General features: G+C 61.6%; 14 protein-coding genes. 6 read left to right on the top strand and 8 right to left on the bottom strand.

Going from position 1 to position 12,394, the window contains the following annotated elements:
* Nucleotides 1–146: 146 nt before the first annotated feature.
* On the top strand, nucleotides 147–809 hold the full coding sequence (locus E3O23_RS06480; protein ID WP_134489303.1) for a hypothetical protein: 663 nt from the start codon (nucleotides 147–149) through the stop codon (nucleotides 807–809).
* Here E3O23_RS06480 and E3O23_RS06475 read toward each other — a convergent pair.
* Together E3O23_RS06475 and E3O23_RS18070 are read right to left on the bottom strand one after the other, a co-directional pair.
* Nucleotides 806–1,615, bottom strand: a complete 810-nt coding sequence (locus tag E3O23_RS06475) for a GIY-YIG nuclease family protein (protein ID WP_134489301.1) — start codon at nucleotides 1,613–1,615, stop codon at nucleotides 806–808. The genes E3O23_RS06480 and E3O23_RS06475 overlap by 4 nt on opposite strands.
* Before the next feature lie 337 nt (nucleotides 1,616–1,952).
* Nucleotides 1,953–2,096, bottom strand: coding sequence for a hypothetical protein (locus E3O23_RS18070; protein ID WP_166790427.1), 144 nt, complete (start codon nucleotides 2,094–2,096; stop codon nucleotides 1,953–1,955).
* A 230-nt stretch (nucleotides 2,097–2,326) separates the two neighbouring features.
* Between E3O23_RS18070 and E3O23_RS06470 the strand changes: the two genes are divergently transcribed.
* A complete protein-coding gene (locus tag E3O23_RS06470; RefSeq protein WP_134489299.1) occupies nucleotides 2,327–3,226 on the top strand; it encodes a proline iminopeptidase-family hydrolase in 900 nt (299 codons plus the stop codon).
* An 84-nt stretch (nucleotides 3,227–3,310) separates the two neighbouring features.
* Here E3O23_RS06470 and E3O23_RS06465 read toward each other — a convergent pair whose 3' ends face one another.
* The 6 genes from E3O23_RS06465 to E3O23_RS06440 form a co-directional block, all read right to left on the bottom strand.
* Nucleotides 3,311–4,033, bottom strand: a complete 723-nt coding sequence (locus E3O23_RS06465; protein WP_134489297.1) for a FadR/GntR family transcriptional regulator — start codon at nucleotides 4,031–4,033, stop codon at nucleotides 3,311–3,313.
* A gap of 46 nt (nucleotides 4,034–4,079) precedes the next feature.
* Nucleotides 4,080–5,555, bottom strand: a complete 1,476-nt coding sequence (locus E3O23_RS06460) for an APC family permease (RefSeq protein WP_134489295.1) — start codon at nucleotides 5,553–5,555, stop codon at nucleotides 4,080–4,082.
* On the bottom strand, nucleotides 5,552–6,397 hold the full coding sequence (locus tag E3O23_RS06455; protein WP_134489293.1) for a carbon-nitrogen hydrolase family protein: 846 nt from the start codon (nucleotides 6,395–6,397) through the stop codon (nucleotides 5,552–5,554). Before E3O23_RS06455 ends, E3O23_RS06460 begins: the two co-directional genes overlap by 4 nt.
* A 291-nt stretch (nucleotides 6,398–6,688) precedes the next feature.
* On the bottom strand, nucleotides 6,689–7,198 hold the full coding sequence (locus tag E3O23_RS06450; RefSeq protein WP_134489291.1) for a MaoC family dehydratase: 510 nt from the start codon (nucleotides 7,196–7,198) through the stop codon (nucleotides 6,689–6,691).
* The gene (locus E3O23_RS06445) at nucleotides 7,195–8,106 is read right to left on the bottom strand and encodes an HpcH/HpaI aldolase/citrate lyase family protein (protein WP_134489289.1); all 912 of its coding nucleotides are present in this window, start codon (nucleotides 8,104–8,106) and stop codon (nucleotides 7,195–7,197) included. Before E3O23_RS06445 ends, E3O23_RS06450 begins: the two co-directional genes overlap by 4 nt.
* Nucleotides 8,107–8,108: 2 nt before the next feature.
* A complete protein-coding gene (locus E3O23_RS06440; protein WP_134489287.1) occupies nucleotides 8,109–8,744 on the bottom strand; it encodes a GntR family transcriptional regulator in 636 nt (211 codons plus the stop codon).
* Between the two features lie 180 nt (nucleotides 8,745–8,924).
* Here E3O23_RS06440 and E3O23_RS06435 point away from each other — a divergent pair, with 180 nt between their 5' ends.
* From E3O23_RS06435 to E3O23_RS06420, 4 genes are read left to right on the top strand one after another with little or no spacing between them, the layout of a single operon-like run.
* Entirely contained in the window at nucleotides 8,925–9,752 is an 828-nt protein-coding gene (locus tag E3O23_RS06435; protein WP_134489285.1) for an ABC transporter ATP-binding protein, read from the top strand.
* Nucleotides 9,745–10,452 carry an ABC transporter ATP-binding protein gene (locus E3O23_RS06430; protein ID WP_134489284.1) on the top strand — a complete coding sequence of 236 codons (708 nt, stop codon included), beginning with the start codon at nucleotides 9,745–9,747 and terminating at the stop codon, nucleotides 10,450–10,452. The genes E3O23_RS06435 and E3O23_RS06430 overlap by 8 nt, the downstream gene beginning before the upstream one ends.
* A 4-nt stretch (nucleotides 10,453–10,456) precedes the next feature.
* On the top strand, nucleotides 10,457–11,353 hold the full coding sequence (locus E3O23_RS06425; protein WP_134489282.1) for a branched-chain amino acid ABC transporter permease: 897 nt from the start codon (nucleotides 10,457–10,459) through the stop codon (nucleotides 11,351–11,353).
* 3 nt (nucleotides 11,354–11,356) lie between these two features.
* Nucleotides 11,357–12,391 (top strand): branched-chain amino acid ABC transporter permease, encoded by a 1,035-nt coding sequence (locus tag E3O23_RS06420; RefSeq protein WP_134489280.1) that lies wholly within the window; start codon nucleotides 11,357–11,359, stop codon nucleotides 12,389–12,391.
* Nucleotides 12,392–12,394 lie beyond the last annotated feature (3 nt).

Here is a 12,394-nt window from a genome sequence, read left to right as displayed (position 1 = left end):
TCAATCCGAGTCCACTGGTCATCGGTCAGCAGAGCAGTACGCGACATTCCTCCAGCCTCCCAAACGAATCACGATTCGATTAGGAGACACGCCCTAGGCCGATCAATCGAAGACCATTGAGTTTGATCGGGTGTACGGTTCGCGATATGACGATCAGGGTCAGACGGTTTGCCGTCGCTGCACTGGTTGCTGCGTTCTTGACGGCTGGAGCCGTGGCGTCCGCTTATGGGTCCGAGGCTGGCGATCCGGCACCGGATTCGAATAAGGTGACCCCGTCCTCTTTGCCGTTGGACGTCACCGGTGATGCTGCCTTCTCGGAGGAGCGTGATCGGCTGTATGCGCTCCTTTCTCCTCTCCTAGACTCCAATGGCAGCTATATCTGGGACTTCGAAAACGAGATACTGACGATTCAGATGACGTCCGAGGCGGCCCTCGATCAGGTGCGGGAAATCATCGCAGACTCCGGAACCTTTCTCACCACCGACTTCGTGCACGTTCAGTACTCAGAGCGGGAACTGAACGAACTTGCCGACTATCTCCTGGGAAATCAGCTCGAATGGGCGGGAGCGACAGGAATCGGCGGTGGCTATTTGCCCCAAGCCAACCGCGTCATCCTGCAGGTTGATCCCGACTACGGTGATGGCCCCGCTCTCATACACGCGATCGAGGAACTCAACGACCCACGCGTTAATCTGGAACTCGTCGAGCCCTCGGAAACGGGGGGACCAGAAAGCAGGATCGACGACTACGCTCCTTGGAGCGCCGGCCCAAAATCAAGAAGGGGACTGCTGGGCTGCGTTGTCTACTAGCCTGCGATGATCCTGGTCGGTTGTTCCTCGTCGCCCACGGGTTCCGCAGCGCCAAGATCAGCATCGATATTCAACACCTCATGCTCGCCATCAAGCTGGGCCAGCAGCACAGCCGCATTCTCCGCGAGTCGCCTCGCCGATTTCCATCGCAAGTCGACCGGATCACCGTCGACCCCGAGAACGACGTCAGTCGCAATCGAAAAAGCAACTTCGCCCCCTATCCGTAGGTGCCGGACCAATTCCTTGTGGATGCGTCGGCTGGTCCGTTGGCTGGAACGATCCGTCTTAGCGTTGCGGTAGTTGCTACCGCGCCGAGCGAGGTCGACGGACTCACCGACGTAGACGGTGCCCCTGCCACCGGGCTCGAGGGCTCGGAACGAGAACCGGTAAAGTCCAGGCGCGCGTGGGAGCGGTGGAAAGGACGGCCAGCCGTCGCTGTCAAGCGTGATGCCGCCAGCGTGTAACCAAGTGAAGCTCGTTGTTGCGGAGACTGTGTCGATTTCAGTCAGCCGAGTGGGGTCGAAACCTCGTGAGCTGCGCGTCGACGGTGACGGCGCTGCAGGAACGGGCGGTTGATCCATATCGACCGGGAATCCGAGCTTCCGCAGTTGGCGTCGCGCGGTTTGGGAAGTGAAGGCAGTGTGCGGCAGGCCTGCCGCGATGCCGAATGCTTGTTTGACTGGCCACTCGCGTCCGTCGATAACGACCGAGTACTCGAATACGCGATCCGGTTCATGCCCCCGCAGCCGTTCACTGACGTCGGCTCGTGTCAGATCGCGCTTCTCCCCATTGATGATGAACTCCACGCGGCGCTTCCCTAATTATTCGTTGGATGGCGAGACTATCGCGCCGCTGGCGACTTGCCTGTCTGTAGAGGCGCTGCGTCGGAATGCTGCTGGCGCCGACGCGGCCTGTCGGGTTTCGATCCTGCTTTCATAACCCGCTCAGATCGGCTAGAGACCCGTGCCAGTGTCGCTGCTTCATCCGGGGCAATCTTAGAAACTCGCAAGTACGGTCGGGGATCCGCTGAGCGTTGAGCACGAGACGTCGCCGTGCTGGGTTTCGTAAACAGCCGACAGATAGATGAGAAAAGAAATTGCTCCTGAGGATACTCACGAGCGATTTCTTGTTAACGCTGGGTCGCTATTCGGCCTTGAGCGTCCACTCGCCGTCGGCGTTGACCACGATCACCGAAGGGCAGGCGCTGAGCGGGACCGTGCCCGAATAGTCGCCGATCTCGTTGATGAGCAGACCGAAGTTGAAGTCCTCCCCGGTCTCCTCGATCACCGCGAAGTTGCCGAGCTTCCCAGCTGCCCCGTCATAGAGGATTGTGTTCCTCGTCCGTCGTCGTCACCCGGGCAACTCGCTCGTTAGTATGAAGAAATGTGCTTTGCTCTCTCCGCACGCGATGGCGCAAGGTGCGCTGCTCTAATGGGACGCCACGTAGAGCAGGCTGGAAAAGATCCCGGGACGGCAGCAGGCAGGGACTTCATTCCGGCTTCGCTTGGAGTGAGTTTATGATTCGTCAGGGTTTCGTCGAGTGGGCCGGGTACAAGACCTGGTTCGCCTCTTTTGGAGAGGGCGCCGCTGGCCGGCTTCCTTTGCTGATTGCCCACGGTGGGCCGGGGATGACGCACGACTATCTGCTTCCCCTCCAGACGCTCGCCTCAAGCGGCCGTCAGGTGGTTTTCTATGACCAGCTGGGCAATGGCAACTCGACTCACCTCCCCGAGTATGGGGGCGACACTGGATTCTGGACGCCAGCTCTCTTCCTTGCCGAGCTCGATGAAGTGATCAAGCACCTGAGTTTTGGCGCAGGGATGCACTTCCTCGGCCAATCGTGGGGCGGGATGCTTGGAATCGAGTACGCCGTGCGGCGTCCCAAAGAACTCGCGTCGCTCATCCTTGCCGATTCGCCTTCGTCGATGTCCACCTGGGCGGCCGAGCTCGGCAAGCTGCGCGATGGCCTTCCAGACGGTGTCCGACAGGTTCTTGACGCGTGTGAGGCAGCGGGAGCCACCGACACTCCGGAATACGCTGAAGCCACGCTGGCCTTCTACCGTCGGCACCTTTGCCGGCTCGATCCCTGGCCAGAGGGCATGCAGAGAACCTACGATCTGGCCGTGCAGTTTCCGACGGTGTACGGCACGATGATCGGTGCCAGTGAGTTCAATGTGACCGGTTCGCTCAGTTCGTGGGACATGGATGACCAGCTGTCCAGAATCTCGGTGCCGACCTTGGTCCTGCATGGTGAATTCGATGAGGCAACTGATGAAGTGGTGCGCGCCAGTCGTGAACTCATCCCCGATGTCGAGTACCGAAAGATTCCGGGCACAAGCCACACTCCACATCTCGAAAAGCCCGAATTGACCATCCCGATTATTGCCGAGTTCCTCGCGCGCCACGATTTGTCGTAGCGACTCAAACAGAGAGACACCGATGAGCTCGCCCCCGGCGAGCAGCGCCGATGACCGTGTTCGAGCCCGCGGGCGCAGGCCCCACTACTCGGGTCCGTTAAGCCCGATGTACATGCTGTGATGCAGGTCGGCCACGTGCATCATCACGGCATCCGCGGCCGCGACCCTGTCGCGGGCGGCGATCGCATCGCGGATGACACGGTGCTCCTCGTTGCTCTCGTGCAGGTAGGCGATCGGATAAGGCAGGAAGTAGGAGTGGAGGTCCGCGAGTGTGCGCCGATAAAGCGGAAGTACGTTCGACAGGCCTGCGGCGGACGCCACGCGAAGGTGGAAGGCCTCGTCGCCGCGGCGAAAGCTGGCCCAGGACTCGGCTGCCGCCATCTCGCCGATGGCGGCATCCATCGCGGCGAGGTCGGCCTCGGTGCGGTGCTCGCACGCAAGGTGCGCGAGACCGGCCTCGAGCACGCTCCTCTCGTCAATGAGCTGTCGCACCCGGTCGGCGTCGGCGCGGTAGGCGGCGGTTTGCGGCACCGCGTCTCGCGTCGGGTTCTTCGCGAGGTAGGTTCCCCCGCCCCGCCCTCGACTGCGCTCGACGACTCCCGCGCGCTGCAGCTCGGTGAGGGCTCGGCGCACCGTGATCTCGCTCACCTCGAGTCCCGCCGCCATGTCGGAGGCGGTGGGAAGGCGCTCACCCGGCGAGAGGAGGCCGAGGTCCGCGGCGAGCGAGATGCGGGCACGGACCGTGTCGACGGCGCTCGTTCGCCGGATCGTCCCGACGGCACCGGCGCTGAGGGCGGGAGGCAGCATAGAAGGTACTCCTTTGGCTGCGCTCACGCCCTCAGCGTATCAAGGCTCAGATCCCCTTGGTAGCGATGGTCGAGGTGGCTTCCGAATCGACTTCGGCGTCGTTCCTTCCCCGTCGCTGGCCGATGATGGCGCCGGCAACCAGCGCCGCGACAGGGATGAGCCCGAGGATCACGCTGACCGCCACGCTGGAGCCCGTCACGAGGGTGAAGTTCGAGAGGACGAGCCACATGCTGACTGTGAGCGCAAGAACAGCGACCACCGGAATGATGCGCGTCGTCCACAGCCGGCCAGGAGCCAGGTCGCGGTGGCGCGCGAAGAACACGACGACCGCGATCGAGGTGGTCAGCATGAGGATGACCATGCCGACCGTCGCGACGCCTGCCATCGAACCGAAGACGCCGACGAGGGGGTCAAGCCCGACGATGGCGAACACCGTGACGAGCACGAGAGCCGTGATCGACTGCGTGATCGACGAGACCGCCGGAGAGTGCTGCTGGGGGTGCACCCGCCCGAGGCCCGCCGGCAGGAGGCTCTTCCGTGCGAGCACGAACTGGTAGCGCGCGATGACGTTGTGGAACGACAGCACGCACGCGAACAGGCTCGTGATGAGCAGCACCTGCATGATGTCGCGCAGGGTCCCGCCGATGTACAGCTGGGCCGTGTCGAGCAGCATGTTGCCTTCCCCGGCGAGCGTGCGCTTTGCGACGTCGACCGCGTTGCTCGGCCCGTCGGCCAGGATCATTGCCCAAGCGGAGATTGTGTAGAAGATGCCGATGATGAGCACCGCGAGGTAGGTGGCTCGGGGAATGGTGCGCTCCGGGTCACGAGCTTCGTCACGGAAGACCGCGGTCGCCTCGAACCCGATGAACCCGGTGAGAGCGAACAGCACGGCGACACCGAGCGGACCGGAGAACACGGCCTCGGGGGTGAACGAGGTCAGGGAGATGCCCTCCGCTCCTCCGCTGATGAAGATCGCGGCGTCCATCACGACGACAACCGCGATCTCGAGCACAAGTGCGATTCCGAGCACCGTCGCGCTCAGTTCGATGTGGCGATAGCCGAGCGCCGCGACGATCGCGATCGTGAGAAGCGCGTACAGCCACCACGGCAGCTCTGGTCCTCCGTAGAAGGTCACGAGGTCGTTCGCCGCCCAGCCCAGGAATCCGTAGACGCCGACCTGGATGGCCGTGTAGGCAACGAGCGCCACGAGGGCGATCCCCATCCCGGTCCGTTTGCCGAGGCCGAGAGTCACATAGGCGAAGAACGCCCCGGCTTCCTTCACGTGGGGAGTCATCGTGACGAATCCGACGGCGAATAGGAGCAGGACGAGGGAGGCGATCAGGAACCCCACGGGAGCGCCGACGCCAGGTCCGATGCCGACCGCGAGAGGCACGTTGCCTGCGAGCACGGTGAGCGGTGCCGCGGCGGCGATCACCATGAAGACGATTCCGCCGGTACCCAACCTGCCGGAGAGTTGGCCCGTCGGAGTCGCTCGGGCCTTGGTGGGAACGTGAGTAGTCATGCTGTCCTTATCTGTTGGGTGGAGTCACGATCGACGGCGGATGCCGGTGCTGGGGAAACTTGGGGCGTCTCGTAGAGGTCTGAACGACGGTCGTCGAGGTAGGGGTTGGCGCGTCGCGCTTCATCCACGATCTCGGTGTCGATCGTCGCGGTGAGCGTGCGTGTGCCGTGCTCGACCGAGTCGAGCACCTGCGCGAACGGATCGACGATGCGGCTACGTCCGACGTAGGAGAGGGTGAGCTCGTGCCCGTCATGGTTGGCGTAGGCGACGTAGACCTGGTTCTCCCAGGCGCGAGCGCGCACGACCTGCTCGGCGATGAACTCGAACGGTGCCATCTGCGCCGTTGGCACCGCGATCAGGTGGGCGCCGGCGGCGGCGGCGGCGCGCACGGGTTCAGGGAACTCGACGTCGTAACAAATGAGAGTCGCGATGCGCACTCCGCGGAACTCCACCATCGAGACGAGATCGTTTCCCGCGGTGAAATAGGTGTGGTCGAGTTCGCCGAACAGGTGGGTCTTTCGATAGGTGTTCTTGACCTCGCCGGTTTCGTCGATGAACACGGCGACGTTGTAGTGGTGCCCGTCTTCGAACAGCGGCAGGCCGACGATGAGGGCGATCCGCTCGTCGCGAGCGACCTCCGCAGCGGCGGCCGTCAGATCGGTGCGCCCCAGTTCGTGGACGAGCGGGCCGATATTGTAGCCCGTGAGGAACAGCTCCGGGGTGATGAGCAGGTCGGCGCCATCCGCTACCGCCGCGCGCGCCGTCGCCCTCAACTCGGCGAGATTCTTCTCGACGTCGCCGGGCACGCCGGCCGTCTGCAGCACTGCAATCTGGAGTTTCACATGTCGTCCGATTCACTAGGCGATGAATTGATCAATTTGAGCAGTATAGGTGGCACCGCGGAACCACGCCGAGTGCCACGCGCGGGACGGTGCGAAGTGCGTCCCGGAAAGTCCTGACTGGCTGCACGGCCGCAAGGCTGCAAACAACCGGCGCGCAGCGACACCAGAGGGGACTTCTCCGTGTTCCCACAGCCACCCTCACCGGCACGACATGGTCGCCAAGTGGATCGCCATGAGTAGCGAGAATGAGCACACGCCCAAGACCGCCAAGTCGGAAATGGACGCTCAGCCTTAGCCGGTCGGTGGATGAAGCTGAACCGTCGGGATACTGGGGCCTTGGCCCCTGCGGTAGATCATGACCGTGCGTCGGAAACTGATTACCGGCGTTCCGTCCTGGTTGTAGCCCGTCGTGCGAACCGTCACGATTCCGACGTGGGGTCGAGACGCAGATTCACGAACCTCAAGCACCTCGGAACGGGAGTAGACCGTGTCGCCCTCGAAGAGCGGGTTGGGCAACCGGACCTCGTCCCATCCGAGGTTCGCCATCACATTCTGCGAGATATCGCTCACGGACTGCCCTGTGACCAGCGCGAGCGTGAAGGTCGAGTTGATCAGTGGCTTGCCGAATTCGGTCTGTGCAGCGTAGTGATGGTCGAAGTGCAGGGGAGCCGTGTTTTGAGTAAGCAGAGTGAACCACGAATTGTCCGTCTGCGTGACCGTTCGGCCGAGCGCGTGCTGGTATATCTCACCGACGGCAAAATCCTCGAAGAAACGTCCGTGCCAACTCGGAAGCTTTGTCATTTTCTCTCGCTCTCGCTCGTTGCCGCCAGGTCGAGAACCCGTCTCGCTTGACGAAGTACCGCCTCGTCGACCATCCTGCCGTCGATCCCAACCCATGCCCCGCGACCAGCATCTGCGAAGACCTTCGCTGCATGAATCAGCTCTCTGGCTGACTCGACCTCGTCAGCCGAGGGTGCGAATGTCTCATGAATGATGGGTAGTTGCGCGGGGTGTACCGCCACCCGACCGACGAAGCCCAGCCGACGCAAGTGCTCGGTGGAGGCACGGAAGAGTTGAAGGTCTGAATAGTCCGTTGAGACCGGGCCGACCGGGGCTGCCAGGCCGCTCGCCCGAGACGAGACAACAACATTCGACCGAATTGCCGCAAGTCCCTCATCGTTGACACCGGGCTCCATCCCCAGGTCTGCGGCGAGGTCGACCTCCCCGAGCTGCAGCATGATCACTCGCGGCGCGCGGGCGATCGGCAGGATGTTGACTACTGCCTCAGCCGTTTCTATGAGCGGCATGATTGCGATTGCGCCTGGGACGAGGCCCTGTCTCCGCTCTGCTTCGGTGATCACCTCGTCGGCCGCGGCGAGGTCGGCCGACGAGGTGATTTTCGGCAGCACGACTCCCCGCAGGAGACCATGTGCGATCTGGTCCAACTCGTGGAGTCCAGCGTCACCGGCATTCACCCGGACCCATCGCTCTGCCACCCGGCCACTGGTGTCCCGGGCAACCTGCTCGGAGTTCAGCCAGGTGAGCACCTCCTTCAGGGCGTCCGACTTTCGTGCGAGCGCTACTGAATCTTCAAGGTCGGCAATGACTGCGTCCGCTCGCCGACTTTCCGCCAGGTCGAGTCGCCGACCCGCGTCGCCCGGAACATAGAGATAGCTCCGAAGGTTTCGGCGGTTGCCGGGTGGATTCATCGTTAGAACAGTATCTGCACGAGTTGGCGTGACGTGTTGAGATGATCGCGCATTGCGGTCTCGGCACGAACCGGGTCCCTGCTCTCGAGCGCACTCAACAAGTCGGCGTTCGAGAGCATCGCATCCTTTGACGGTGGCCGGTTCTTCCAATGCATCCGCCAGAACCGCAGGCTGTGCAGTAGCAAGCGGTCGGCGGCGTCCTGAAGCAGCGCATTCTTCACCATGTGCACGAGCGTGACGTGAACGGCGTGATCATCGAGAAGGAACTGCTCGTAGTCGGTGCTTTCGCGGTCACGATCGGCGGACTCAACAAGAGTGCGCAGTGCCGCGAGATCTTCCTCGCTCGCGCGCGCGGCTGCGATGTATGCGACGCCGCACTCGATGGCTTCGCGTGCCTCAAAAATGTCAAGAACATCCGGTAGCGTCAGCGGGGTCACGGCCGTGCCACGCCGGGGCATGATCGTGACGAACCGGTCTTTCGCGAGCCTCGCGAGCGCCTCGCGCACCGGCACGCGACCGAACCCGAGTTCGCTGGCAAGGGCGCTTTCATTGACGACGGTGCCGGGCGGAAGACGTAAGTCCACGATCATCTCTTGCAGCGTCGCGTAAGCAATGTCACTGTCCCGTTGAGCTGGCACCCACGTTCCTTCCTTTGCCTGTGATTATTCACGACCATTCCCGGAGAACCAAGGATGGTGACCACAATCTCACCTGATCGAATAAACAACTGATATACAAGATGTATTCGTAAGTGTATGTTAGGCAGCGGTATCAAAGAAGTACCACCGTTTACCAATTCGACGTCAGGATTCGAACGCATGGCCAATGGGATCGTTGTTGCTCCCGGCGCGAGCGCCGCAACTGCTAGCGAAGGCGCCTTTCTGGAAGTGGAGGGCCTCGGTGTGACTTTCGGCGGGCTCACCGCGCTTAGCGGGTACGCCCTGAACCTCGAACAGGGCCGCCTCTTGGGAATCATTGGTCCCAACGGCGCTGGCAAGACGACTCTCTTCAACTTGCTCACCGGACTCGTGCCGCCTACCACGGGGTCCGTGGTACTTAATGGCCGTGACATCACTGGCGCAAAACCGCACGTTCTCGCGGGCGCGGGAGTCGCTCGCACCTTCCAGAACATCCGCAACATTCGGGGCCTTTCGGTCATCGACAACGTGAAAGTCGCACTAGGACTTCACGAGGCCCCGTCGCTGCTCTCGACGATTTTCTACACACCTGGATACCGCGCCGGACAAGCCCGCACTGAGCAGAAGGCGCGTGACCTGCTCCAGTTGCTGAACTTGGACGACGTCCGGGATTTGCCGGGCGACGGATTGCCTTACGGCGCGCAGCGTCGGCTGGAAATTGCCTGTGCCCTGGCGCTTGAACCGAAACTGTTGCTGCTCGACGAGCCGGCAGCCGGGATGAACCCGACGGAGACCATTGAGTTGATGGAACTCATCAAGAGAGTGCACCGTGAGTTTGCACTCACCATCATGCTCATCGAACACAACGTGCATTTCATCATGAACACGTGTGAGCGGATTCAAGTGCTGAACTACGGTCGGCTAATTGCCGATGGTGAGCCTTCGTATATCCGTAAGCACCCCGCCGTAATTGAGGCCTACCTCGGAGCGGGAGCCCACGATGCTTGAGATTCGTAATCTCTCTGTTGCCTACGGCAAGATCGTCGCGGTTTCTGATCTCAGCTTGACCGTCAACGAAGGTGAAATCGTCACCGTTGTCGGAGGCAATGGCGCAGGAAAGACGACGACACTGCGAACCGTATCTGGAGTGCTCAAGCCACGGGCCGGCGAAATATTGTTCAAAGGCCAGTCGATAGTCGGGCTTCCCCCTGAAGCAATAGTCACTCGCGGCATCTCTCATTCGCCCGAGGGACGGATGATCTTCGGGCGCCTCACGATAACCGAAAACCTCAAACTTGGCGCGTACAACCGCAAGGATGCTGCCGGCGTAAAGAGCGACATGGAGCGGATGTTCGGAATGTTCCCGGTGCTTGAGCAACGAAAGTCACAGCGGGCCGGAACCCTCAGCGGTGGTGAACAGCAGATGCTCGCAATTGCTCGTTCCCTCATGAGTAGGCCGACTCTTCTGCTTCTGGACGAGCCGTCACTCGGGCTTGCCCCGTTGCTCGTCGAGAAAATCTTCGACGTCGTAGTTGAGCTCCGAAACGAAGGAGTCACGATTCTTCTGGTCGAGCAGAATGCGAATGAGGCCCTGCGCATCTCCGATCGCGCCTACGTGCTCGAAACAGGCACCGTGACCGTCGAAGGACCCTCGACCGAACTGATCAACGACCCAAAGCTCCGTGCGGCCTACCTGGGACTGGACTAATCCGATGACGATCAACTACATCCTGCAGCAGCTGGTGAACGGGCTCGCGCTCGGCAGCATCTATGCCCTCCTCGCCATCGGACTGACGATGGTTTACGGGATCCTGCGTCTCATCAACTTCGCGCACGGAGACCTCATGATGCTCGGCGCTTACGTCTCGAGCATCTTCATAAGCGCCACGGTCGTGCCGATTCTGTTGGCTGTCCTCATACCGACCCTGCTCATAGCCGTCATGGGTCTGATCGTCGAACGAACCGCGTACAAGCCGCTAAGAGGCGCGCCGGAAGTCGCGATGCTCATCACCTCCCTCGGTGTGAGCCGATTAATACAGAACTCAACGGTGTTGGCCCTCAGTCCTCAGCCGCGCGCGTTCAGCCTCCCAGGTGACCTCACGAAGACCGTGAATGTGGGCGGTATCCGGTTCACTCAGCTGGATGTTCTGACCTTTCTGCTGGTAATCGTTCTCATGGTGCTCCTGACCCTCTACATAAACCGATCGAAGACTGGCATGGCGATGCGCGCGTCGAGCGAGAATCTTCAGGCCGCGCGACTCATCGGTATCAACGTCAACTGGGCAATTGGCGCAGCTTTTGTTCTCGGCTCTGCCCTTGCCGGAACGGCTGGCTTTCTCTGGGCCTCGCGGTATGGGATCATCGACCCCTTCATGGGCTTCCTGCCCGGCGTGAAAGCATTCGTCGCGGCCGTCATCGGCGGGATCGGGTCGATTCGTGGGGCAGTAGTCGGAGGGGTGCTCCTCGGGGTCGCCGAAATCGGGTTCGTTGGCTTCCTTCCTCCGGAGTTCTCGGGCTACCGTGACGCCTTCGTCTTCTCGCTCCTGCTGATTGTTCTGCTCGTTCGGCCGAACGGCCTGTTTGGTGCCTCCGAAGTTGAGAGGGCATAAGTAATGAAAAGCACTATTGCGCGCAAGACTGTCGTCCTGCTCGGAGGGCTTGTTCTCCTCGTGGTTCTTCTCGGAGTCGCGGATGCGACGCTCAATAACTACTATTTGCGGATTCTTCAACTAATTGGCATCTACATCGTTCTCACGGCTAGCCTCAACCTCACAAACGGTTTTACGGGGGACTTCTCCCTCGGCCATGCGGCTTTTATGGCCATTGGCGGCTACACCTCGGCGCTCCTGACGATGCCGCTCGCTGCGCGAGCCCTTCAGCTCGCGGAGCTGCCGGTCTGGTTCCAGGAGTTCGTATCGCCCTTCCCTCTTGCGACCGTGCTCGGAGGGATTCTCGCAGCGCTCGTTGCATTGCCGGTCGGCCTAGTCGTGTTGCGACTTCGCGGTCACTATCTCGCCGTAGCTACCCTCGGCCTGTTGATCATCGTCAAGAGCATCGCGAGCAACTGGGAGCCCGTCACCCGCGGTGCTCGCGGCCTGAGCGGTCTAAACGCGGAGACCAATCTGTGGTGGGCGTTCGGGTGGGCTGTCATCACGATCTTCGTCGTTTGGCGCATGGTGCATTCCCCCTTCGGTCGATCGATGATTGCCGTGCGGGATGACTCCGTGGCCGCGGCGAGCCGCGGTGTGCACGTCTTCCGGATTCGGCTCGTTGCGTTCATCATGAGCGCATTCTTCGGCGGCGTGGGTGGCGCGTTGCTCGCCCACCAGCTGACTGCAATAACGCCGCCTACCTATTCGTTCGACCTGACCTTCCTGATTGTGATCATGCTTGTCATCGGCGGATCGGGCAGCGTGACAGGTTCCGTGATCGGAGCCATCATCATGACGATCCTGCCCGTGATTCTGCGCGACCTTGAGCGCAGGTTTGAACTGCCCGGTGTGTCACAAATCATCATCGCGGCCGCCCTTATCGCCTTCATGATCTTCCGTCGGCAGGGCCTCATGGGCAACCGCGAGCTTCATCCCTCGACGTGGTTCATGAAGAAACCTGCCACTCCAGCTTCCGTTGACGCACCACAGCAGTAATCG

It is taken from the genome of Cryobacterium tagatosivorans, from assembly GCF_004402215.1.
GTDB lineage: Bacteria > Actinomycetota > Actinomycetes > Actinomycetales > Microbacteriaceae > Cryobacterium > Cryobacterium tagatosivorans.
Note: the sequence above shows the minus strand (reverse complement) of the source record. Positions and strands in the feature narration are given on the sequence as shown.

What these genes read in the sequence shown, in the direction of transcription:
- E3O23_RS06480 (WP_134489303.1), top strand. Translation starts at nt 147, where the DNA reads ATGACGATCAGGGTCAGACGGTTTGCCGTCGCTGCACTGGTTGCTGCG.
- E3O23_RS06470 (WP_134489299.1), top strand. Translation starts at nt 2,327, where the DNA reads ATGATTCGTCAGGGTTTCGTCGAGTGGGCCGGGTACAAGACCTGGTTC.
- E3O23_RS06465 (WP_134489297.1), bottom strand. Translation starts at nt 4,033, where the DNA reads ATGCTGCCTCCCGCCCTCAGCGCCGGTGCCGTCGGGACGATCCGGCGA.
- E3O23_RS06460 (WP_134489295.1), bottom strand. Translation starts at nt 5,555, where the DNA reads ATGACTACTCACGTTCCCACCAAGGCCCGAGCGACTCCGACGGGCCAA.
- E3O23_RS06450 (WP_134489291.1), bottom strand. Translation starts at nt 7,198, where the DNA reads ATGACAAAGCTTCCGAGTTGGCACGGACGTTTCTTCGAGGATTTTGCC.
- E3O23_RS06445 (WP_134489289.1), bottom strand. Translation starts at nt 8,106, where the DNA reads ATGAATCCACCCGGCAACCGCCGAAACCTTCGGAGCTATCTCTATGTT.
- E3O23_RS06435 (WP_134489285.1), top strand. Translation starts at nt 8,925, where the DNA reads ATGGCCAATGGGATCGTTGTTGCTCCCGGCGCGAGCGCCGCAACTGCT.
- E3O23_RS06430 (WP_134489284.1), top strand. Translation starts at nt 9,745, where the DNA reads ATGCTTGAGATTCGTAATCTCTCTGTTGCCTACGGCAAGATCGTCGCG.
- E3O23_RS06425 (WP_134489282.1), top strand. Translation starts at nt 10,457, where the DNA reads ATGACGATCAACTACATCCTGCAGCAGCTGGTGAACGGGCTCGCGCTC.
- E3O23_RS06420 (WP_134489280.1), top strand. Translation starts at nt 11,357, where the DNA reads ATGAAAAGCACTATTGCGCGCAAGACTGTCGTCCTGCTCGGAGGGCTT.